Raw genomic sequence first — 21,392 nt, forward strand, 5'->3', positions numbered from 1 at the left:
TGTTTTTCCATTGCCCGCCGCTAGAATGGCGGGTTCAATCATCCCCAGTATCGAGGAATCCCCATGAGCCAGACGCCCAGTGAACTGAAGTACGCCAGCAGCCACGAATGGGCGCGCCTGGAAGAAGACGGCACGGTTACCGTCGGCATCACCGACCACGCCCAGGAAGCGCTGGGCGATGTGGTCTTTGTCGAGCTGCCGGAGGTGGGTGCCACACTGGCCGCGGGAGACGAGGCCGGCGTGGTGGAGTCGGTCAAGGCGGCATCAGACATTTACGCGCCGGTCTCCGGCGAGGTGATTGCCATCAACGACGCCCTCGAGGACTCGCCGGAGCTGGTCAACGGTAATCCCTATGACGAGGGCTGGTTCTTCCGGCTGCAACCCGCCGACACGGCAGAGCTGCAAAAGCTGCTGGATGCCGAGGCCTATCTCGAACAATGCGACAGTGAGTGACACCGGTAGTGCTGTCGCGGCGCTTCCCGAGCTCTGGCTGAAGGGCGGCGCCGACCGCCGCCTGCGCGCCGGGCATCTCTGGGTTTATTCCAACGAGGTGGATGTTTCGCGCAGCCCGCTGACCGCGCTGCAGGCGGGAGATACGGTCTGTGTGCGCGGCGCCGACGGCCGTCTGCTGGGTGCCGCCTGCATGGAGCCCCAGGCGCTCATCTGTGCCCGGCTTTACGATCGCGGAAACGACCGGCCGCTGGATCGGCGGCGTATGCAGGCGCTGCTGGGGCGTGCCCTGGCTGCCCGCGAGGCAGATTTTTCCGCACCTTGCTACCGCCTGGTTTACGGTGACAGTGACGGCTTGCCGGGCCTGGTCGTGGACCGCTTTCGCGATATCCTGGTGCTGCAGCTACAGAACGCGATCATGGAGCGACATGTGCCGCTGCTGGTGGAGGTGCTGGTCGAGCTGCTGGCGCCGCGCGGCATTCTGCTGCGCGGTGACAGCCGGGCGCGCCGGGAGCAGGGCCTGGACGAAAGTATCGTCACCCTCTACGGCGAGGTGCCCGACCTGGCGCCGCTGGAGGAAAATGGCGTGGCCTTTCTCGCCCCGGTCAAGGCGGGGCAGAAAACCGGCTGGTTCTACGATCACCGCCTGGCCCGCGCGCGCCTCGCCAGTTATGTGAAGGGCGCGCGGGTGCTGGATGTCTACAGCTACATCGGCGGCTGGGGCATACAGGCGGCAGCGGCCGGTGCGCGCGAGGTGCTGTGTGTCGACAGCTCCGCGCTTGCCCTGCAGGGTGTCGAGGAGAATGCCCGCCTCAACGGCTGTGCCGAACGGGTCGGCGTGCTGCGTGCGGCGGCGGATGTCGCCATGCAGAACCTGCGCCAGGAAGGGGAACAGTTTGATGTGGTGATTCTGGATCCGCCGGCCTTTATCCAGCGGCGGCGCGATCAGAAGAAGGGCTTCAAGGCCTACCAGCGCATCAACGAACTGGCGCTGCAGCTGTTGCGCCCCGGTGGCGTGCTGGTTTCCGGTTCCTGTTCCATGCATTTGTCCCGCGGTGACCTGCAGGCCGCCATGCAGGGTGCTGCCCGGCGCGCCGGCTGCGAGCTGCGGGTGCTGGAGCAGTGCGGTCAGGGGCCCGATCATCCGGTCCATCCCCTGATCCCCGAGACCGACTACCTCAAGGCCATTTTTGCCCGGCGCCTGCCCGCCGCCGACTGAGTAGCGGCCCGCTGCGCCCGGCTTAGTCGCGCAGGCTGATGACTGGCCACCCGGCGGACTCTGCATGGCGGCGCAGGGTCGGGTCCGGGTCCACGGCGACCGGGCAGTCCACGCCCTGGAGCAGCGGCAGGTCGTTGTGCGAGTCGCTGTAGAACCAGGTCGAGGCGGGTGCCAGCTGTTCATTTGCCAGCCAGGCTTTCAGGCGCAGCACCTTGCCCTCGTGGAAGGAGGGAATGCCCGCGGGCTCTCCGGTATACAGCCCGTCGACAATTTCACCCTCGCAGGCCAGCAGGTCGGGGATATCGAAAGCCGCGGCGATCGGGCGGGTAATGAAGGCATTGGTGGCCGTAATGATCAGCAGGCGATGGCCCAGCTCGCGGTGGCTCTCCACCAGCTGCCGGGCGCGTGGCAGCAGAATGGGTTCGATCTTCTCTGCCATGAAGCGGCGGTGCAGGGCCGCCAGTTCATCCGCGGGGCGGCCTTTCAGCGGCGACAGGGCAAACCGCAGGTAGGCCTGGATGTCCAGATTCCCGGCCTGGTAGTCCCGGTAGAAGCGTTCGTTTTCGGCGGCGAACCAGGCGCTGTCCACCAGGCCCTGTTCGCACACGAAGCAGCCCCACAGGTAGTCGCTGTCCCCGGCGATCAGGGTGTTGTCGAGGTCGAAGATGGCGAGGGTCATGCGGGGCTCCTTGTGCGCGGCGCCAGCATAGCCCGCAACTGGTGTGCTGACAATTTTTCAGGCAGCCTAAAGTGTGGAACAATAGCCGGCCCAATAAAGAAGGTAGTCTCAGGTGATCGACCCCGACGGATTTCGGCCCAACGTCGGCATCATTCTGGCGAATGATGCTGGCCAGCTGTTGTGGGCGCGCCGGGTAGGGGGCCGGGACGCCTGGCAATTCCCCCAGGGTGGCATCAACCGCGGGGAGTCCCCGGAGCAGGCGCTTTACCGGGAACTGGAGGAGGAGGTGGGCCTTACCCCGGACGCCGTGCGCGTTGTCTCGGTTACCCGGGGCTGGCTGCGCTATCGCCTGCCGCGTCGCTTTATTCGCAAGGGGCAGAACCCCCTGTGCATCGGCCAGAAGCAGAAGTGGTTCCTGCTGCAGATGCTGGCCGATGACAAGGCCGTGTGCCTGGATGCCAATCACAAGCCCGAATTCGACCACTGGGAGTGGGTCAGCTATTGGTACCCGCTCAACCAGGTCGTGGCCTTCAAGCGCGAGGTCTATCGCCGCGCTCTGAAAGAACTCGCCCCGCCCCTCGGGCGGGTGCTGCGGGAGGCCGATACTTGGTAACCATGATGCTGGAAACCCTGCGCAATGTGGTGCAGGAGGTCAACACCGCCGAAGGGCTGGCCGATGCCCTTGGCATCATCGTGCGCCGGGTGCGCGATGCGATGGGTACCGAGGTCTGCAGTGTCTATCTGATCGACGAGACTACCGGTCGCCTGGTTTTTCGGGCGACCGAGGGCCTCAATGCCGGCCAGGTGGGGCTCGCCAGCCTCGCTCCCGGTGAGGGTCTGGTGGGTCTGGTGGCGGAGCGCGAGGAGCCGGTGAACCTCGAAAATGCCGAGAGTCATCCCCGTTTCCAGCTGCTTCAGGATCTGGGGGAGGAATCCTTCCACGCCTTCCTCGGTGTCCCCATCATCCACCAGCGGGAAGTTCTCGGCGTGTTGGTGGTACAGCAGCGGGAACGGCGTCGTTTCGACGAATCGGAGGAGGCCTTCCTGGTCACCATGTCCGCCCAGCTGGCGGGTGTGATCGCGCACGCGCGAGTGACCGGTTCGGTCGCCGAGCAGCTTCCCGGCGTCGCCGCCGCCCCGGCACGCGTCAGCGGTATTCCCGGTGCCCCGGGGGTGGCCATTGGCACGGCGGTGGTGGTGTCACCGGTGGCCGACCTGTTCACCGTGCCACGCCGGCTGGTGGACGATCGCCGGCGCGAGCTGCGCGCGTTCCGCAACGCGCTTGATGCCGTGCGCGCGGACATCCAGGCGGTGTCTGACAACCTGCGGGGCGAAATGAGCCCCGAGGATCACGCCTTGTTTGATGTTTACCTGGGCATCCTGGACGACTCGGCGATTGGCGGCGAGGTGGCCGCGATGATCAAGGCGGGGCACTGGGCCCAGGGGGCGCTGGCGGCGGTGATGATTCGCCATATTCGCCATTTCGAGCGTATGGAGCACAGTTACCTGCGCGAGCGCGCTGTCGACGTCAAGGATCTCGGGACCCGCGTCCTGGGCTATCTGCAGGACGCCGATCGCGTGCAGGGCCGCGACTACCCCGAACACACGGTTCTGGTCGGGGAGGAGCTGACCGCATCGGCCCTGGGGGAAGTGCCCCGGGAGCGTCTGGTCGGCCTGATTTCCGTGCGCGGTTCGGGCAATTCCCACGTGGCGATCCTGGCGCGCGCCATGGGCGTGCCCACGGTCATGGGCGCGGTGGACCTTCCCTATACCCGCCTCCAGGATCGTGAACTGATAGTCGACGGCTACAACGGCACGGTGCACCTGAATCCGCTGTCCGAAGTGCGCGCCCGCTACCAGGCGCTGGTGGATCAGGACCAGGCGCTGTCGCGCGACCTGGAATCCCTGCGCGACCTGCCCTGCGAAACGCCGGATGGTCACCGTATTCCCCTGTGGGTGAATACCGGCCTGATGGCCGATGTGACACGCTCCCTGGAGCAGGGCGCGGAGGGAGTTGGCCTCTATCGCACGGAAGTCCCCTTCCTGCTGCGCGAGCGCTTTCCCAGTGAAGAGGAGCAGCGGCAGATCTATCGGGAGCAGCTCGAGGCCTTCGCGCCGCGTCCGGTGACCATGCGCACCCTCGATATCGGTGGCGACAAGGCACTGCCGTATTTTCCCATCCAGGAGGACAACCCCTTCCTCGGCTGGCGGGGTATCCGGGTTACCCTGGATCACCCCGAGATCTTCCTGGCCCAGGTGCGGGCCATGCTCAAGGCCAATGAAGGCCTGAACAACCTGCGCATCATGCTACCGATGATCAGTCATGTGGCGGAACTGGATGAGGCCATCCAGCTGATTCGGCGCAGTCATCGCGAGGTCGTGCAGGAGGGGGTCGAGGTGGCCCTGCCGCCGGTCGGTGTGATGGTCGAGGTGCCGGCGGCGGTCTATCAGGCCCGGGCGCTGGCCCGCCGCGCCGACTTCCTCTCAGTGGGCAGCAATGACCTGACTCAGTATCTGCTGGCGGTCGATCGCAACAATGCCCGTGTCGCCGACCTCTACCATTCGTTCCACCCGGCCGTACTCAGGGCCCTGCAGGACGTTGCCAGTGCCGGCCGGGAGGCGGGCAAGCCTGTGAGCATCTGCGGGGAGCTGGCGGGCGACCCCCTGGCGGCCATTCTGTTGCTGGCCATGGGCTACGATGTCCTGTCAATGAACGCCACCAGCCTGACACGGGTCAAGAAAGCCGTGCGCAATATTGGCTACCAGCGTGCCCGTGAAGTGCTGGAGGATGTCATGACCCTCGACCACGCGACCGCCGTGTACCAGTACCTCGAGCGGGTGATGCGCGAGCACGGCCTGCAGCAATTCCTGCACGGGGCTGTCAGCTGACTGTGCCGCCCGCGGCGGCAAAGCGCCATTCACAGCGGCCGCTCTCGCGGCCCTCCGCATCGAAGCTTACTTCGCACCAGTCGCCTGTCAGGGCCCCATCATCCGTCCCGCTCAACCACAGGGTGGTGGTGGCGCGGGTACCGTAGGTCGGTGTGAGAATGAACTGGGCGGACAGGGTGCGATCCATGGTTTCGGTCTGCCCTAGGGGGTGCAGGGCGGATGCCGGTGCCGGTCGCCGGTCACTGACAACGGCCCGCAGGCTTGCGTGGTCGGGTGGCGCGCCGTCCGCGAGCACCTGCCCCAGTGCGCGGCGCCCCTCGACCACCTTGGGCCAGGGCGTGTCCAGCAGTGCGTTGCTCAAGCCGTAAATGCCGGGTGACAGGATTTGCAGTGCATTTTCCGGTGCCGCACAGTTGCTGTAACAGGCCAGCTCACCCGGGGTGCCCGCCAGCAGGTTGAAGCCCGCGTACGCATCGGCCCGGGGGCCCAGTCGGCGCAGATACTCACTGGGGGCCAGGTCACTGCAGAGGAACTCCACCGCGAGTTCCCCGCGGCTGCGCTCCCGCGGCTGGCTGCGCGCCGGGTCGCGGAAATTGGTCAGGGCGGCGAAGCGCCCTTCCCGTGTCACGCCCATCCAGGTGCCACCGGCACTGAGGTCGCGTCCGGCCAGTAGCGATGGCTGATCCGGCCAGAAGTGCGCAGGGACACTGGGGCGCGCATGAAACTCGTCGCGGTTGGCAGCAACGACCAGGGGCAGGTTGTCCCGGGGGCGCCAGGCAAGGATAATCAGACACATGGCTGGCATCCTGTCACGCCGCGCTGATTTTGTGAATCCTTGCCCATGTTGCGTTACCCCGATATCGATCCGGTGGCCTTTGCCCTCGGCCCCGCGCAGGTCCACTGGTACGGGCTGACCTATGTCGCCGGGCTCGCCTTTGCCTGGTGGCTCGGGCGCCGCCGCGCGGCGCGCCCGGACGTTCCTGTCTCCCGCGAGCAGGTCGATGACCTGATCTTCTTCAGCGCCCTGGGTGTGGTGCTGGGTGGGCGCATTGGCTACACGCTGTTCTATGGCGGCGAGCGCCTGCTGCAGGATCCGACCTGGCTGCTGCGGGTCTGGGAGGGCGGCATGTCCTTCCACGGCGGCCTGATCGGCGTGATTGTTGCGGTCTGGTGGTTTTCCCGCAGTCGCGACCTGCCGGTCGGCGGTGTCCTCGACCTGGCCGCGCTGTTGACTCCGGTCGGCCTGGCCCTGGGGCGCCTGGGAAATTTTATCGGTCAGGAGCTCTGGGGGCGGCCTACGGACATGCCCTGGGGGATGCTGTTTCCCGCCGACCCGCTGCAGTTGCCGCGCCACCCCTCGCAGCTTTACCAGTTTGCCCTCGAGGGCATGCTGCTGTTCTTCATCTTGTTGTGGTTTGCCCGCAAGCCGCGCCCGCGCTGGGCTGTCGCGGGGCTGTTCTGCCTGGGCTACGGCGTGCTGCGTTTTGTCGCCGAGTTTTTCCGCGAGCCCGATGCGCACATCGGCTACCAGGCCTTCGGCTGGCTGACCCGCGGCCAGCTGCTGTGCCTGCCGATGGTGGCGCTGGGCGCGTGGCTGCTCTATTACGCCTACCACTATTCCGTTCGCCACCGGGGGGCATGACGTGCGCCAGTATCTCGACCTGTTGCAGGATATTCTCGACCACGGCGTCGCCAAGGGGGACCGCACCGGCACCGGCACGTTGTCGGTCTTCGGGCGCCAGTTCCGCCACGACCTGGCCGACGGTTTTCCCCTGCTCACCACCAAAAAGCTGCATCTGAAAAGCATCATCAACGAGCTGCTGTGGTTCCTGAGTGGCAACACCAATGTGCGCTGGCTACAGGAACGCGGGGTCAGCATCTGGAATGAGTGGGCCACCGAGAGCGGCGACCTGGGGCCGGTATATGGCGCCCAGTGGACGGCCTGGCCCACGCGCGACGGCGGCAGCATCAACCAGATCGACTATGTCGTCGACTGCCTGCGCAACAATCCGGACAGCCGGCGCATCCTCTTTCACGGCTGGAATGTGGAGTACCTGCCGGACGAGTCGGTCAGCCCGCGTGAGAATGCGCGGGCCGGGCGCATGGCCTTGCCTCCCTGCCATCTTCTCTACCAGTTCTGGGTGGCGCAGGGGCGCCTGTCGGCACTGCTCTATATCCGCTCCAGCGACAGCTTCCTGGGCTTGCCCTACAACACCGCCAGCCTGGCGGTCCTGACCTTGATGCTGGCCCAGCAGTGTGACCTGGAGCCCGGTGAGATCATCATCAATACGGGTGACTCGCACATCTACAGCAATCACATGAGCCAGGTTCGCGAGCAGCTGTCCCGCGCCCCGCGGCGCCTGCCGCGGCTGGAGATCCTGCGCCGGCCGGATAGCATTTACGACTACTGCTTCGAGGACTTCCGCCTGGTGGACTACGACCCCTGGCCGAATATTCCGGCACCGGTGGCGGTATGACACGCCTCGCGCTGATAGTCGCCATGTCCCGCAACCGGGTTATCGGACGCGACAACGACCTGCCCTGGCATTTGCCTGAAGACCTGCGCCATTTCCGCCAGCTGACCATGGGCAAGCCGCTGGTAATGGGGCGGCGAACCTGGCAGTCGATCGGTCGCCCGCTGCCGGGGCGTCCCAGCCTGGTGGTGAGTCGCGACCCGACCTTCGCGGCGGAGGGTGCCGACGTGTTTACCAGCCTCGATGCGGCACTCGAGCGGGCAGACGTTCTGGCGGCCCGGGCCGGCGTCGACGAGGTCATGGTCATCGGCGGTGCCCAGATCTACGCCGAAGCCCTGCCGCGGGTGGCGCGGCTCTATGTCACCGAAGTGCACGCGGAGGTTCCCGGCGATACCTGGTTTCCGGCCTTCGAGGGGCCCGCCTGGCAAGAGACCATGCGCGAAGAGCACCCGCCGGCCGAAGGCCGCCCGGGCTTTGCCTTCGTTCAGCACGACCGGTGTCAGGGGGGTGACATTGGGTGATTATGTTACTTTATGGCCGTATATGACCAGCAAACGTAACGTAACTACACACTTAAAAAAAATACAAGACCCTCCTTGGTGGATTGATTGAAAATGTCACAGTATTCAGATTAAATTCCTCACCTCGGTTTACCGATCTGAGATGTTCACACTAACTACGTTGTACCGAGCCACGCTGTCTCAGCCCTGAATCATCCCTGATGGAAGAAATAGGAAGCGCAATTCCCATGACTACGCATCGATTGAAAAATGTATTGATCGCTGCACTGGTAGCCTCCGGCACCCTGTTGGGTGCTGCGGCGACCGTGCAGGCCAATAGCCTGGACTCCATCCTGGAGGTTGGGCAGGAAAAGAACCAGGCAGCGCGGGAGTCCCAGCAGCGGATTGACCGCCTGGCGGACGAAGCCCGCGACCTGCTGGCCGACTACAAGGCGGTCATGAAGCAGGTGGACGGCCTGAAGGTGTACAACAACCGCCTGGAGAAGCAGATTGCCAACCAGGAGCGCCGCATCGCGGACATCGAGGAGTCGATCAACGATGTCACCGTGATCCAGCGGCAGATGACCCCGCTGGTCATTCGCATGATCGACGGGCTGGAGCAGTTCGTGCAGCTCGACGTTCCCTTCAACCTGGACGAGCGCATGGAGCGTATTGAGTTCCTGCGTTCCAACGTCGACCGCTCCGATCTGACCGTGGCGGAGAAGTTCCGCCAGGTGCTGGAAGCCTACAATATCGAGCTCCAGTACGGTCGCGGCATGGAAACCTACAGTGACACCATCGAAGTCAACGGGGTGACCCGGGATGTGGACTTCCTGCGCATTGGTCGCGTCGCGTTGGTCTATCAGACCACCGACGGTGAAGAGAGCGGTGTCTGGAACAACGAAACCCGCAGCTGGGAGCCCCTGTCGGCCGGCGACTACGCCAATGCCATTCGCAAGGGTGTCCGCATCGCCAAGAAGCAGGCCACCATCGAACTCCTCAACATGCCCGTTGCTGCACCGGAGGCTGAATAATGAACGTGCTTAACAAGTTTATCTCCGCCCTCATGCTGGGCGGCGCGCTGGCGGTGACGGGTGCTGCCCAGGCGCAGGACCAGGCAGCCGACGACGCAGCTGCCGCCGCCGAGGATTCACAGGCGGATGTGCGCGCGGAAGCCGCGGCTACCCTGAACGAGCTGCTGCAGTTCGTGAAGCAGGGCCAGGCCCGCGAAGCCCAGGAAAACCGCGAGCGTGAGCGCCGCTTCCAGGCTGCCAAGGCTGAACAGCAGAACATGCTGCAGCAGGCCCGCCAGGAGCGCGACCGCCAGGAAGCCCGTTCTGCACGCCTCGAAAGCGAGTTCGAGGAGAACGAGCTGGAAGTGGATGCGAAACAGCAGCAGCTGAAAGAGCGTCTGGGTGCCCTGACCGAACTGTTCGGCCACCTGACCGCGGCAGCCGGCGACCTTTCCCAGAACCTGGAAGTCTCCCTGGTCTCCGCCCAGTACCCGAACCGCGGTGAGTTCCTGCGGGAGCTGATCGACAAGATGAGCACCTCGGACAAGCTGCCCAAGATCGAGGAAATCGAGCGCGTCTGGTACGAGATGCTGCGCGAGATCACCGAGACCGGCAAGGTGGTCAGGTTTGACACCGAAGTTGCCACCGCCTCCGGCGAGCGCGAGAACCGTGAGGTCGTCCGTGTCGGCGCCTTCAACGTGATCGACACCGATGGCAACTACCTGGCCTACAACAATGACACCCTGAGTGTGCTGCCGCGTCAGCCCGCGGGCAACTACACGGCCTGGGCCGAAGAGCTGGCCAATGCCTCTGAAGGCATGCACCAGTTCGGTATCGACCCGACCGGCCCCACCGGTGGTTCTTTCCTGGCGGCTATCATTGACAGCCCGACCCTGGAAGAGCGCTGGCACCAGGGTGGCTACGTGGGCTACGCGATCACCGCGGTTGGTGTGTTCGCCTTCCTGCTCGCGATCTACCGCCTGATCGTTCTCTCTGCGGTTGGCGCCAAGGTCAGCAAGCAGCTGAAGAGCTCCAGTGCCAGCACCAACAACCCGCTGGGTCGCGTGCTCAAGATCCACGAGGACAACCCGAACATGGACGCCGAGACCCTCGAGCTGAAGATGGCCGAAGGCGTTATGCGGGAAACTCCCAAGCTGGAATCCGGTCTTACCCTGCTGAAGATCATCGCTGCCGTCGCGCCGCTGATGGGTCTTCTGGGTACGGTGACCGGTATGATCATCACCTTCCAGGCCATCACCATCTTTGGTGCGGGTGATCCCAAGGCCATGGCGGGCGGTATCTCCAGCGCTCTGGTGACCACTGTACTGGGTCTGCTGGTTGCCATCCCGACAGTACTGCTGCACACGGTCGTGAATGGCCGCGCCCAGCGCATCATTCACGTGCTCAACGAGCAGGCCACTGGCATCGTTGCTGAGCACTCCGAAAAGTAAGCAGGGGTTAGACCATGTCAGGAGGTATTGTAGAAACCATTCTCGCCTTTATGGATAAAGGCGGGGATGTGCTCTGGCTAATCGCCATCCTGGTCTTCGTGATGTGGACCCTGATCTTCGAGCGCTTGTGGTATTTCAAGCTTGCATGGCGCAAGGATGCCTTCCGGATCATTAACACCTGGGAAGAGCGTTCGGAGCGCAAGTCATGGAATGCCAAGCAGATCCGTTCGAAGCTGTTGTCGGAGAGCCGCGAGCTTATCAACAACAACCTGCCGGTCATCACCACCTTGGTGGCCCTGTGTCCCCTGCTGGGGCTGCTGGGAACGGTGACCGGGATGATCGAGGTGTTCAACGTGATGGCGGTTACCGGGGGCGGTGACGCCAAGTCCATGGCGGGTGGTGTGGAACGAGCCACCATCCCCACCATGGCTGGCATGGTGGCGGCCCTCTCCGGGCTGTTCGCCAACACCTACCTCACGCGAATCGCGAATCGGGAACAGGAATTTCTTCAGGATCAACTGACGTCCGATCATTGATCGGGCGTCCACAGGTACCCAGCCAATGCGTAGACTCGCTAAACATAAGGAAGAAGGTGGAGCAGACATCGACCTGACGCCCATGCTGGACGTCGTCTTTATCATGCTTATCTTCTTCATCGTGGTAGCGTCGTTCCTCAAGGAGGCGGGGCTTGAAGTCAACCGTCCGGATGACTCCAAGTCCGATCCGAGCGACGCCACCAGTATTCTTGTCAATATCCATGCCGACAACCAGATCTGGATGGAGAATCGGCGGGTGGATGCGCGTGCGGTGCGCGCCAATATCCAGCGCCTGCTGGCCAGCGATCCGGACCAGGCAGTAACCATCAAGGTTGAGAAGGGCGCCAGGGCCAATGCGGTGGTTGACGTGGCGGATGCCGCGCGCGAAGCCGGCGCCGGTGCTGTCAACTGGGCCAGTGCGGGGGGGCGGTAAACATGAGCATGCGAGACAATGCACCCCGGCCTGCCGAGGGCGATGAAGCGGGACAGATTGACCTGACCCCCATGCTGGACGTCGTGTTCATCATGCTTATCTTCTTCATCGTGACGTCTTCCTTTGTGAAGGAACCCGGCGTGGAGCTGATGAAGCCCCAGGCGACCATGACCGAGGCCTGCGAGCGGGGCACGATCATCTTTGCGGTCGACTCCCGGGGAGACATTTACTACAACAAGGAGAAGGTGCCCCTGGAGCGGGTCAATCGTCTGACCGAAGCGGCCAAGAACGAATCGCCCCAGGCCAACCTGGTTGTACAGGTGGATCGGGATACCCCGGCCTATGTGGTCGAGCAGCTGGTGGACGAGGTGCGTCCGCTGCTGACTGCTCCCCCCTGTATATCAACGGATGACGAGGTGTAATCGAGATGGGCAACCGTTTTTTAAGGGTTTTGATTGCCGCCCTGGTCGCCATCCCGGTCGCGGTCGGTCTGTTCTACATCATGCAGAGCCTGATTGATCGGGAGTATGAGCAGGAGGATGTCGAGTCCCGCAAGATTGCCGACATCGTCGTCCCCGAGCGGGAAATCGAAGTCAATGTCCGCGAACAGAAGCCCGAGAAGGTGGAGGATCCCGAGGAGCCGCCGCCGGAGATGGAGCCGATGGACATGGACATGGACATGGACATGGATATCGCCAACGTGGCCCCGCGTGCCAACGTGAATGTCTCGATCAGCTCCTCAGGCATGTCCTCCGGTGACGGCGAATACCTGCCCATCGTCAAGGTGGCGCCGATCTACCCCCGCCGGGCCCAGACCCGTGGCATCACCGGCTATTGCATCGTGGAGTACACGGTGACCACCAGCGGTTCCACCAAGGATATCCGTCCGGTGGATTGCCAGCCCTCGGGCGTGTTTGAGTCCGCCTCGGTCAAGGCCGCGGAGAAATTCAAGTACAAGCCCCGGGTCGTGGATGGCACCGCCATCGAAGTGGCAGGTGTGCAGAACAAGTTTACCTACGAACTGGAAGACTAAGCGGGTAATCCTATGAAGATGTCCAAGCCCTCAGTCTGGTTGCGTGCCGCCTTTCTGGCGCTGCCGGTTGTGGCCGTGCAGGTTGTGGTCTCCCAGGCCCAGACTGACGCCGGGCTGCGCCCCATGGCCGCGGCGGTCGCCCAGGAACAGCAGGGTGACCAGCGCGAGACACGGCGTACCCCTGCGCTGCGTAACCAGGTTTATGAAAAGCTGGCGGAGGCCCAGACCGCTGCGGAAGAGAAGGATCTCGCTACCGCCTCGCGTATCCTTGACGACATGCTCGCCTCGGGTGGTCGCAACGAGCTGAACAGCTACGAGCTGGCGAACGTCTACAACCTGTATGCGTTCATCCACTACTCCCGCGAGGACTACAGGAAGGCGCTGGAGGCCTACGAAAACGTGGTCAGCCAGCCGGACATTCCCCTGGCGATGGAGATCAACACGCGCTATACCATTGCCCAGCTCTACTTCGTGCAGGAGCAATGGCAACGGGGCGTTGATGCGCTGCTGCGCTGGTTCGACATGACCCAGAACCCGAATGCCGCGGCACACGTGCTGCTGGCCCAGGGTTACTACCAGCTCAACGACTACAACAAGGCCCTGAGCAACGTGGAAAAGGCCATCTCGATGTATCGCGAGAAGGACCGGATCCCCAAGGAGCAGTGGCTGAACCTGGCGCGCTTCCTCTACTTCGAGAAGAACGAGGTGGATAAGGCCGTCGCGGTGCTTGAAGAGCTGTTGACCTTCTACCCGGACAAGCAATACTGGGTGCAGCTGTCCCACCTCTATGGCGAACAGAAGCGGGATTCCCTGCAGCTGTCAGCCATGGAAACCGCCTACGTGCAGGACATGCTGGACAAGGGGACCGAGCAGGTCACCATGGCCTACCTTTACCTCAACAGTGAAGTGCCCTACAAGGCAGCCAAGGTGATGGACAAGGGGCTCGACGCCGGTGATATCGAGGATACCTCGAAGAACTGGGAAGTGCTCGGTAATGCCTGGCGCCAGGCGCAGGAGATCGATCGGGCCATCCCCGCCATGGAGAAGGCCGCGGCCAAGTCCGAGGACGGTGAGTTGTACGCGCGTCTGGGCAACATTTACCTGGATGGCGAGCAGTACAACAAGGCCATCGATGCGATCAACAAGGGCCTGCAGCGCGGGGGTATCAAGCGTCCCGACACGGCGCGGCTGGTCCTGGGTATGGCCTACTTCAACGTGGGGCAGTACGACAATGCGCGACAGGCCTTCCAGGCCGCCGGTCGCGATAAGCGTTCCGCGCAGTACGCCAGGCAGTGGATCCAGTACATGGATTCCGAACTCGACCGGCAGAAAAAACTGCAGGAAAGCTGACCCGGCAGTGGTGTGAACCCGGCGGTTGCGCCCGGCGGGTTCAGCGACGACAAAAAAAGGAGCACTCAGGTGCTCCTTTTTTTGTACCCGGAAAGGTTCAGAGCGGGGTGACGTTCTCCGCCTGCGGGCCTTTCTGGCCGTCGGTGACGGTGAACTCGACTTTCTGGCCATCGGCCAGCGTCTTGAAGCCCTCCCCCTTGATGGCGCTGAAGTGCACGAAGACGTCGGGTCCGTTTTCGCGCTCGATAAAGCCGTAGCCCTTGGTCTCGTTGAACCACTTGACGGTGCCAGTCTCTGTCGACATATCTCTTTCCTGCTCACTATGTATCGTTTGATGCCCATGGGGCACCGGGTTTCACTGTATTTATGGTCAACGTACCGAGGAACTTTGGGGAACTTCGACAACGCGCATAACCAGGCTGTTTTCACAGCTTTTTCGAGTGTAGCACCGCTGCGCGACAGGGAGATGAGGCTGCAAAGGACTAATTTCGGGAATTTTACGGCTTCGGGACGATGCCGGTCAGGGGCGCATGAGCGGCACCGAGCAGTCCGGGGCTGGAGTGTTGAATCAGCCTGACCGGCACGGCGCCCAGGGCGCCGGCCAGTGGCCCGCGGTCCCGCAAGCGTTCGAGGAAGGGGCTTTCCTGTAACAGGGGCGTGATGCGGGGAAGTATGCCACCAGCCAGGTAGAGTCCACCCCAGGCTCCGGTTGCGAGGATGAAGTCCGCGCAGAGATCACCCAGTAGAGCGCAGAAGACGGCCACGGTGCGAGCGCACTCGGCGTCTTCACCCGTCAGCGCCAGGCGGGTGATGTCGGCGGGCTCGAGAGGTACCGCCGCACCATGCTCGTGCTGACTGCGCGCCTCGTGCAATCGCGCCAGGCCGCTTCCGGAGAGCAGCAACTCGACATACACACGGCCGTAGCGGGCAACCAGCTGGGGCCAGAGTGCCAGCAGTTCCGGGGTGCCCGGTGCCAGGTTCATGTGGCCGGGCTCGCAGGCGATGGCCCGCGCAGTGGCACCGCGACCTTCCAGCAGGGCCCCGCCCAGACCGGTCCCCGGGCCCAGGACCGCCAGGCGACCCTGCGTGACTTCACCTGCCCCAGCCTGCAGGGTCACGACCTCGGACGCCGCCAGCCAGGGCAGCGCGTAGGCGTGGGCCTCGAAATCATTCAATACGGCGAGGGCGCGGAAACCGAAGCGCGAAGCCAGCGCGCGGCAGGAAAAAGACCAGTCGCGATTGGTCATGCGCACCTGGTCGCCGCGTATCAGGGCGGCCACGGCAAAACAGGCGGTTTCCGGTGTCGGTTCGTCGATATCCTGCAACCAGTGCTGGAGCACCGCTTCGAAATCCGCGAAGTCCCGGTTAAGGAAGGTCTGCTGGTATCGAAACTCGTTGCGCGCGGCATCGTGGATCGCCAGACGCGTGTGTGTGCCACCGAGGTCGGCAGCGACCCGCCGTGTCGCGGTGGCCAGCGGGCTCACGCGACCGCCAGAATCTTCATGATGTCGGTGGAACCCGGCTGCCCCATGACCGAGCCCCGGGTCAGCAACACGGCATCGCCCTTCGCCAGTTGCTGGCGTTCCAGCAGGAATTGAATGGCTTCCTGTTCGGCGCCCTCCGCGTCGGTGTGTCGGCAGTCAAAGAAGAGGGGAACCACGCCGCGGCACAGGCTCAGTCGCTGCAACGTGTGGCGATTGTGACTGAGGGCGAAGATTGGCAGGCCCGAGCTCAGTCGCGACATCAGCAGGGGAGTGGTGCCGGATTCCGTGAGGCAGGCGATACCGCGCACCCGCGGGTAGTGGTTGGCGGCGTAGATGGCGGACATCGCAATCACTTCCTGCGCCGATTCGAACTGGCGATCGACGCGGTAGCGGGACGTTCGCGCCACCGGGTGCCGTTCCGCTCCGAGGGCGGCCTCTGCCATGGCGCGCACCACCTCGACCGGATACTCGCCGACCGCGGTCTCCGCGGACAGCATGACGGCGTCCGTACCGTCGAGCACCGCATTGGCCACGTCGAAGACCTCGGCCCGCGTGGGCATGGGATTGCTGATCATGGACTCCATCATCTGGGTGGCGGTAATGACCACGCGGTCCATCTTGCGCGCCCGGGATATCAGGTCTTTCTGCAGGCCGATCAGTTCGGCGTCGCCGACTTCGACACCCAGGTCACCTCGGGCGACCATGATGCCGAAGGAGGCCTTCATGATGCCGTTCAGGGTGTCCAGGTGGGCCACCACCTCGGCCCGTTCGATCTTGGCGATAATGGCGGGCTGCAGCCCGTGACGCCCGAGCAGCTCCCGGGTCAGGTGGATGTCTTCCGCCGTGGAAACGAAAGAGACGGCGACAAAATCCGGCTGTACCTCTACCAGCCGGTCAATATCCGCCTTGTCCTTGGTCGTCAGCGCCGGCGCGGCAAGGCCGCCTCCCAGGCGATTGATGCCCTTGCGCGAGCCCAGCCGGCCGCCCTGGGTCACCGTGCAGGTGACGGCGGTGGTGGAGGCCTCGACCACCTCGAGGCGCAGGCGACCGTCGTCCAGCAGCAGGGTGTCGCCGGGCTTCACACTGCCTGGAAGCTCGCGGTAGTCCAGGCCCACGGCCTGTGCATCGCCCTGGTCGTCTCCCAGCTCCAGGTCGAGGCGAAAGTGTTGCCCGGCGCGCAATTCCACCGCGCCGTCGCGAAAGCTGGAGATACGTATCTTGGGACCCTGCAGGTCGGCGAGGATGCCCACCTGGCAACCGGTGGCCGCAGCCTGCCGGCGTATGCGATCGGCCACTTCCGCGTGGTGGCTGGCAGAGCCGTGGCTGAAGTTGAGGCGAAACACATTCACGCCTGCGCTCATCAGCTTGCCCAGCATGTCCTCGGCTTCGGTGCCGGGACCGATGGTGGCGACGATCTTGGTGCGTCGGTTGACGGTAACACTCATTGGGGCGTCCTTGCGGGTGGGTGGTGACGCAGGTAGTCGACCACCAGATCGGGAAAGTCGGTAAACAGGCCATCGACCTGCTGCTGCCCGACGAAGAGGTCAAGCAGCTGTTCAAAGCTGTCGATGCCTTCGGGCAGGTCGTCGCGACGAAAGGTGTAGGGGTGTACCAGCAGTCCCCTGGCGCGGGCTTCGCCAACCAGTGGCGAAAACAGCGGCGCTCCCTGCGGATCGCTGCCCAGGTAGATCTGTCGCAGCCAGGGGCCGATACCGTCCGCGTAGCGGGCAATCGCGTCCAGCCCTTCCGGTGTGAGCAGGAAGTCATAGTCGACCGCGCTGTCCTCACCCCAGCTGCTGTCGGCGATCAGCTGTATGAGTGGCAGGGGCGTGTGCAGCTCGTGCCTGAGGTAGCGCAGGGTGGCATCGTCAAAGCACTGCAGGAATACCTGTGACGCACGCTTGGCATAGCCGGTTTCCTGGAGGACCTCGAGCACTGCCCGCGCGATATCCTGTCCCTCGGCCGCGTGAAAGCGCGGCGCCTTGAGCTCGATATAGAGACCGGTCTGCTTGCCGCGGCTGCGGTCCAGGCCGGCGATCAGGCTGATTTCCTCTGCCAGCGTGGGCACCGTGAACAGCCCCGGCGTCAGGGGAAAGCGAGCGGGAAATACCGTTGCCTCGCCATCGGGCTGGCGACGCTCAAAGACGCGCAGCTGCCGGATTTCCGCCAGGCTGAAATCAATCGCGTAGTACTGACCATCCTTCCGCGCTCGCTCGAGGAAGCGTTCCGCGACATCCGTGGTGGTCTGCAGGTGAATGTCGTGCAGGACAATGGGTACGCCGTCCCGGGTCAGGACGATATCCTGTTCCAGATAGTCGGCGCCCATGGCGTGGGCCAGCGCCTTGGCTGCCAGGGTATGTTCCGGCAGGTAGCCGCTGGCGCCCCGATGGGCGATCACGATGGGTGTCTGCGCAAGGCTGTTCATGGTCAGCCATGATAGCGCAAGCAGGGCCGCCGCGAGCAGTCGGCGGCGGCCACCGGCGCTATTTTCCGATCTGCATGCGGATGGTCTTCTCGGTCTTGTCGCCGTAGGGCGGCAGCATGCCGCCGAGTTTGCCGACATTGAGTTTCACCTGGCGATAAATGGACTTGGCGTGGCTGAAGGTACGAAAGCCCGCTTCGCCGTGGTAGACGCCCATGCCACTGGCGCCCACACCGCCGAAGGGCAGTTCCTCCTGCATGATGTGCATGATGACATCGTTGATGCAGACGCCGCCAGAGGTGGTGCGCCGGAGGACCGCCGCCTCCTCGTTCCGGTCCTCGCCGAAATAATAGGCGGCCAGTGGGCGAGCGTGGGCATTCACGTAGCGCAGGGTTTCCTCGAAGTCGCGATAGGTGCGAATCGGCAGCAGTGGCCCGAACAGCTCGTCCTGCATCAGCTGCAGGTCTTCCGGTGGATGGGGAATCAGTGTCGGGGGGATCTTCCAGGTTCCCTGCTGCTGAGCGAAGTCCTCCCCGGCGGGGTTGATCGGGATAGTCGTGACGCCACGCTCCGCCGCCTCCTGCAGATAGCCCTGCAGGCGCTCGAAGTGCCGCTGGTTGATGATGGAGCTGTACTCCGGGTTGTCCAGCAGGCGCGGGTACATCGCGTTCACCGACCGGGTCGCGGCGGCGATGACCTCGTCGAGCTTTTCTTCGGGGACCATCAGGTAGTCCGGGGCCAGGCAAATCTGCCCGGCATTCAGCGTCTTGCCGAGCATGATGCGCTCCAGGCTCTGCTCGATATCGGCACTGCGGGAGATGATGACCGGCGACTTTCCGCCCAGCTCGAGGGTCACCGGCACCAGGTTCTGTGCCGCGGCTGCCATGATATGGCGACCCACCGAGGTCGCGCCGGTGAACAGCAGGTGGTCAAAGGGCAGGCCGGAAAAGGCCTGGCCCACCTCCGGGCCGCCGCTGAAGATGGCGACTTCGGTCTCGTCCCAGGCTTCTGCGACCAGCTCCGCCATGACCTCGGCGGTGGCCGGGGTATATTCCGAGGGCTTGATCATGGCCCGGTTGCCGGCGGCCAGAACGCCGGCGAGAGGGCCGAAGGTCAGGTACACCGGGAAGTTCCAGGGGGAAATTACCCCGACCACGCCCAGGGGTTGGTACTCAATCCGCGAACGGCCGCCCAGGAGGTTCAGGGGAAACATCGTGGGGCGGCGCTCGGGGCGCATCCAGCGGTCGAGGTGCTTGCGGGCGTGGCGCAGGGGAGTGATCGCCGCGGCCACATCGGTAAGCAGGGTGACTTCCCTTGGGCGACAGCTGAAGTCACTGTCGAGAGCCTCGACAAAGCGCTCCTGATGTCGCACCAGGGCGGCGATTCCGCGGTCAATCCGGTCCTGCCGGGTGGCGGCGCTGACCTCCCCCTCGCGGAGAAAGTCCTCGCGTTGTGCATGGAGTGTGGCCTGCAGCCGCTGTTGCAGGTCTTCCTGTCGGATCCGGGCTTCGGGTGCATTCATCGCGGGTCTCCCGTGTATTGTTATGTCTGGGCTGGCTGTAGAGTATAGTCCTCAGGCATGCGGGGATTAACTACCCTGTGGGGGTCGATTCCGGCCAGCGGGGCTTGGCAGCCGGGTCGGCACCTGCTAAAAAGCCCGCATGAGCGAAGCTGTTGATACACGTACACCCTCACCGCCCTGGGGATACTCCCGGGAGTGCCATTTCAGCCGCGAGCAACAGCTGCACATCGTGGCGGAATTTCACGCCCATCGTATACGCCCCAGCCGCATTGCCTACCGGGTGGGCATTGATATCGCCTTCATCGAGGCGCTGATTGCCGGTGAACTGGAAGCCGAGCGCTTTCCCCGCCTGGTGGCGTACTATCGTCGCAATCGCTACCAGCAACGGCTGCAGGAAAGCCAGCGCCTGCAGGGGGGGAGGCGTTTCGAGTTGCAACAGCGCATCGAGGCGGACTTCCAGCGCGAGGTGGATCTGTAGCCTGCGGTCAGAGTCGGGCTAGTTTTCGCGTTCGGCTTCCCGCTCCAATTGCCCGATCAGCCAGGCCTCGCGGCGTTCCAGTTCGGCAATGCGGCTTTCCAGCGCCGCCTTCTCCTCGGGAGCGGCCTGCTTGAGTTGTTCCCGACCCGCCTTCAGGTCTTCGTGGAGCTGCTCGCGCTGTACGCGCAGCTCCTCCACGCTGGCTGCTTCCTCCGCCTTGTCGAAGATCTTCTCCTCCGGGGTGTCCTGTGGGTCGGGATTCTCGCCGCTGTGCAATACCGGTTGCTCCGGCATCACGCGCTGCTCCGCATCCACCCGCCGCTGGTAGACGAAACCCGGTGACACGATTTCCACCTGATTGCCGTGCAGTTGTTCGAGAATTTTCTTGCGCAGGTTGGAGCGCGCGGTCAGTGGATGCTTCATGTCCTCGAGGAAGCCGCAGGCGCGGTAGACGACCGCGTGATCGAGCAATTCCTGGACCAGCACGAAGGGCTCCGTGAGGCCGGCGTCCTCACCGGCCGCGAGCAGCAGCTCCTGGATGCGTGTGTAGGGCTGGTCGTAGCCGATCGACACATCCGCGGAAATGATGGTGCCTTCCCGGTGCAGCACCGTGAAGGGCTCGGTGACCAGCAGCAGGTTGGGCAGGGTCACCAGGTCGCGCATTTCACTCTGGATCTGGGTGTTCAGCAATGCGCGTTTGGTCACCCGGCCGAAGAGTTCGTTGACCCGCACGTAGTCCCCCGGTCGGAAGGGATGGGTAATCTGCAGCATCACTCCCGCCATGGCATTGGCGACGAAGGTGGTGGAGGCGAGGGCGATGATCGCCGACAGCAGCACCCCGAGCAGGCTGAGCACCTGGCCCTGGGTTTCGTCGCTGATGGGCAGCACCACCACCAGGGCGATGATGCCGGCGGAGACGATCAGCCAGACCGCCAGCTGAAATACGATGCTGTCGGTGCCCTGGGGCCCGCGCAATGCCGCCAGGCGGGCCAGCAGCACACCGGTCAGCACCAGCGCCACTGTCAGCAGGGCGGGCCATGTGGTCTGCAACAGGGCGGTAAAATCGGGCACGAATGAATCCCCTCCGGACAGCACATGCGCTAATATAGCATGTGGTTTTCAACACTCCTGACCCGATGCGACCTCTGACCCGACACATGCCCCGCTCGACCCGCGCCCTGGCGCTGGTTGTGGCATTGTTGCTGGTCGGTTTCCAGGCCATTGAGTCCGGCCACGTGCACCTGCCCGCGGACCTGGCCGCTGACTGCGCCCTGTGCCACGGCCACGCACCGCTGGCACCGGCCAGCGCCCTGCCGCTGCTGTTTGCATCCTGGCGCACGTTCCTGCTGCCACTTGCCCCGACACCGGCACCGCTTCGCTTCGAGTACAGTCCCCGGCAAGCGAGGGCCCCGCCAGCTTTCTCCTGAACCGCCACATGTCAAACCCCTTTTGTTCAGGA

General features: G+C 64.0%; 24 protein-coding genes. 16 read left to right on the plus strand and 8 right to left on the minus strand.

Translation table 11 applies throughout. The features are described from left to right. Positions 1 to 63: 63 nt before the first annotated feature. A complete protein-coding gene (gene gcvH / locus ACYVGS_RS05665) occupies positions 64 to 453 on the plus strand; it encodes a glycine cleavage system protein H (RefSeq protein WP_460587691.1) in 390 nt (129 codons plus the stop codon). Beyond that, complete coding sequence (locus ACYVGS_RS05670) at positions 446 to 1,669, plus strand: class I SAM-dependent rRNA methyltransferase (RefSeq protein WP_460587692.1); 1,224 nt, start codon at positions 446 to 448, stop codon at positions 1,667 to 1,669. The genes gcvH and ACYVGS_RS05670 overlap by 8 nt, the downstream gene beginning before the upstream one ends. 22 nt (positions 1,670 to 1,691) lie before the next feature. Here ACYVGS_RS05670 and ACYVGS_RS05675 read toward each other — a convergent pair whose 3' ends face one another. Beyond that, positions 1,692 to 2,348 carry an HAD family hydrolase gene (locus ACYVGS_RS05675; RefSeq protein ID WP_460587693.1) on the minus strand — a complete coding sequence of 219 codons (657 nt, stop codon included), beginning with the start codon at positions 2,346 to 2,348 and terminating at the stop codon, positions 1,692 to 1,694. Positions 2,349 to 2,460: 112 nt separating this feature from the next. Here ACYVGS_RS05675 and ACYVGS_RS05680 point away from each other — a divergent pair, with 112 nt between their 5' ends. Beyond that, the gene (locus ACYVGS_RS05680; protein WP_460587694.1) at positions 2,461 to 2,961 is read left to right on the plus strand and encodes an RNA pyrophosphohydrolase; all 501 of its coding nucleotides are present in this window, start codon (positions 2,461 to 2,463) and stop codon (positions 2,959 to 2,961) included. Positions 2,962 to 2,966: 5 nt separating this feature from the next. Next, complete coding sequence (gene ptsP / locus ACYVGS_RS05685; protein WP_460587889.1) at positions 2,967 to 5,237, plus strand: phosphoenolpyruvate--protein phosphotransferase; 2,271 nt, start codon at positions 2,967 to 2,969, stop codon at positions 5,235 to 5,237. Here the strand turns inward: ptsP and ACYVGS_RS05690 are convergent. Then, on the minus strand, positions 5,230 to 6,033 hold the full coding sequence (locus ACYVGS_RS05690) for an NRDE family protein (protein ID WP_460587695.1): 804 nt from the start codon (positions 6,031 to 6,033) through the stop codon (positions 5,230 to 5,232). The genes ptsP and ACYVGS_RS05690 overlap by 8 nt on opposite strands. Positions 6,034 to 6,078: 45 nt before the next feature. Here ACYVGS_RS05690 and lgt point away from each other — a divergent pair, with 45 nt between their 5' ends. The 10 genes from lgt to ACYVGS_RS05740 all read left to right on the plus strand — a co-directional run bounded on the left by lgt (position 6,079) and on the right by ACYVGS_RS05740 (position 14,027). Beyond that, positions 6,079 to 6,879 (plus strand): prolipoprotein diacylglyceryl transferase, encoded by an 801-nt coding sequence (gene lgt / locus ACYVGS_RS05695; RefSeq protein ID WP_460587696.1) that lies wholly within the window; start codon positions 6,079 to 6,081, stop codon positions 6,877 to 6,879. 1 nt (position 6,880) lies between these two features. Then, positions 6,881 to 7,714 (plus strand): thymidylate synthase, encoded by an 834-nt coding sequence (locus ACYVGS_RS05700; protein ID WP_460587697.1) that lies wholly within the window; start codon positions 6,881 to 6,883, stop codon positions 7,712 to 7,714. Further along, positions 7,711 to 8,232 carry a dihydrofolate reductase gene (locus tag ACYVGS_RS05705; RefSeq protein WP_460587698.1) on the plus strand — a complete coding sequence of 174 codons (522 nt, stop codon included), beginning with the start codon at positions 7,711 to 7,713 and terminating at the stop codon, positions 8,230 to 8,232. Before ACYVGS_RS05700 ends, ACYVGS_RS05705 begins: the two co-directional genes overlap by 4 nt. Before the next feature lie 227 nt (positions 8,233 to 8,459). After that, positions 8,460 to 9,245, plus strand: coding sequence for a DUF3450 domain-containing protein (locus tag ACYVGS_RS05710; RefSeq protein WP_460587699.1), 786 nt, complete (start codon positions 8,460 to 8,462; stop codon positions 9,243 to 9,245). Further along, complete coding sequence (locus ACYVGS_RS05715; protein ID WP_460587700.1) at positions 9,245 to 10,675, plus strand: MotA/TolQ/ExbB proton channel family protein; 1,431 nt, start codon at positions 9,245 to 9,247, stop codon at positions 10,673 to 10,675. Before ACYVGS_RS05710 ends, ACYVGS_RS05715 begins: the two co-directional genes overlap by 1 nt. A 14-nt stretch (positions 10,676 to 10,689) precedes the next feature. Continuing rightward, positions 10,690 to 11,211, plus strand: a complete 522-nt coding sequence (locus tag ACYVGS_RS05720) for a MotA/TolQ/ExbB proton channel family protein (RefSeq protein WP_460587701.1) — start codon at positions 10,690 to 10,692, stop codon at positions 11,209 to 11,211. A 25-nt stretch (positions 11,212 to 11,236) separates the two neighbouring features. Further along, on the plus strand, positions 11,237 to 11,644 hold the full coding sequence (locus ACYVGS_RS05725; protein ID WP_460587702.1) for an ExbD/TolR family protein: 408 nt from the start codon (positions 11,237 to 11,239) through the stop codon (positions 11,642 to 11,644). 2 nt (positions 11,645 to 11,646) lie between these two features. Further along, the gene (locus tag ACYVGS_RS05730) at positions 11,647 to 12,066 is read left to right on the plus strand and encodes an ExbD/TolR family protein (protein ID WP_460587703.1); all 420 of its coding nucleotides are present in this window, start codon (positions 11,647 to 11,649) and stop codon (positions 12,064 to 12,066) included. Between the two features lie 5 nt (positions 12,067 to 12,071). Then, on the plus strand, positions 12,072 to 12,677 hold the full coding sequence (locus ACYVGS_RS05735) for an energy transducer TonB (protein WP_460587704.1): 606 nt from the start codon (positions 12,072 to 12,074) through the stop codon (positions 12,675 to 12,677). A gap of 12 nt (positions 12,678 to 12,689) precedes the next feature. After that, positions 12,690 to 14,027, plus strand: a complete 1,338-nt coding sequence (locus tag ACYVGS_RS05740) for a tetratricopeptide repeat protein (protein ID WP_460587705.1) — start codon at positions 12,690 to 12,692, stop codon at positions 14,025 to 14,027. Between the two features lie 97 nt (positions 14,028 to 14,124). Here the strand turns inward: ACYVGS_RS05740 and ACYVGS_RS05745 are convergent, their stop codons facing one another. The 5 genes from ACYVGS_RS05745 to ACYVGS_RS05765 all read right to left on the minus strand — a co-directional run bounded on the left by ACYVGS_RS05745 (position 14,125) and on the right by ACYVGS_RS05765 (position 19,455). Then, positions 14,125 to 14,331, minus strand: a complete 207-nt coding sequence (locus ACYVGS_RS05745; RefSeq protein ID WP_460587706.1) for a cold-shock protein — start codon at positions 14,329 to 14,331, stop codon at positions 14,125 to 14,127. A gap of 193 nt (positions 14,332 to 14,524) precedes the next feature. After that, positions 14,525 to 15,511, minus strand: coding sequence for a glucokinase (gene glk, locus ACYVGS_RS05750; RefSeq protein ID WP_460587707.1), 987 nt, complete (start codon positions 15,509 to 15,511; stop codon positions 14,525 to 14,527). Next, on the minus strand, positions 15,508 to 16,956 hold the full coding sequence (gene pyk / locus ACYVGS_RS05755) for a pyruvate kinase (RefSeq protein WP_460587708.1): 1,449 nt from the start codon (positions 16,954 to 16,956) through the stop codon (positions 15,508 to 15,510). The genes glk and pyk overlap by 4 nt, the downstream gene beginning before the upstream one ends. Then, a complete protein-coding gene (gene glpQ, locus ACYVGS_RS05760) occupies positions 16,953 to 18,074 on the minus strand; it encodes a glycerophosphodiester phosphodiesterase (protein WP_460587709.1) in 1,122 nt (373 codons plus the stop codon). The genes pyk and glpQ overlap by 4 nt, the downstream gene beginning before the upstream one ends. After that, a complete protein-coding gene (locus tag ACYVGS_RS05765) occupies positions 17,995 to 19,455 on the minus strand; it encodes a coniferyl aldehyde dehydrogenase (protein WP_460587710.1) in 1,461 nt (486 codons plus the stop codon). The genes glpQ and ACYVGS_RS05765 overlap by 80 nt, the downstream gene beginning before the upstream one ends. 139 nt (positions 19,456 to 19,594) lie before the next feature. On the opposite strand from ACYVGS_RS05765, the gene ACYVGS_RS05770 reads away from it, so the two are divergent. Next, the gene (locus tag ACYVGS_RS05770; RefSeq protein ID WP_460587711.1) at positions 19,595 to 19,933 is read left to right on the plus strand and encodes a hypothetical protein; all 339 of its coding nucleotides are present in this window, start codon (positions 19,595 to 19,597) and stop codon (positions 19,931 to 19,933) included. Positions 19,934 to 19,951: 18 nt separating this feature from the next. Here the strand turns inward: ACYVGS_RS05770 and ACYVGS_RS05775 are convergent, their stop codons facing one another. Continuing rightward, positions 19,952 to 21,004: a mechanosensitive ion channel family protein gene (locus ACYVGS_RS05775; RefSeq protein WP_460587712.1), complete on the minus strand. Its 1,053-nt coding sequence runs from the start codon at positions 21,002 to 21,004 to the stop codon at positions 19,952 to 19,954. Positions 21,005 to 21,090: 86 nt separating this feature from the next. Here ACYVGS_RS05775 and ACYVGS_RS05780 point away from each other — a divergent pair, with 86 nt between their 5' ends. Beyond that, on the plus strand, positions 21,091 to 21,360 hold the full coding sequence (locus tag ACYVGS_RS05780) for a hypothetical protein (RefSeq protein WP_460587713.1): 270 nt from the start codon (positions 21,091 to 21,093) through the stop codon (positions 21,358 to 21,360). Positions 21,361 to 21,392 lie beyond the last annotated feature (32 nt).

This window comes from Haliea atlantica (assembly GCF_054779855.1).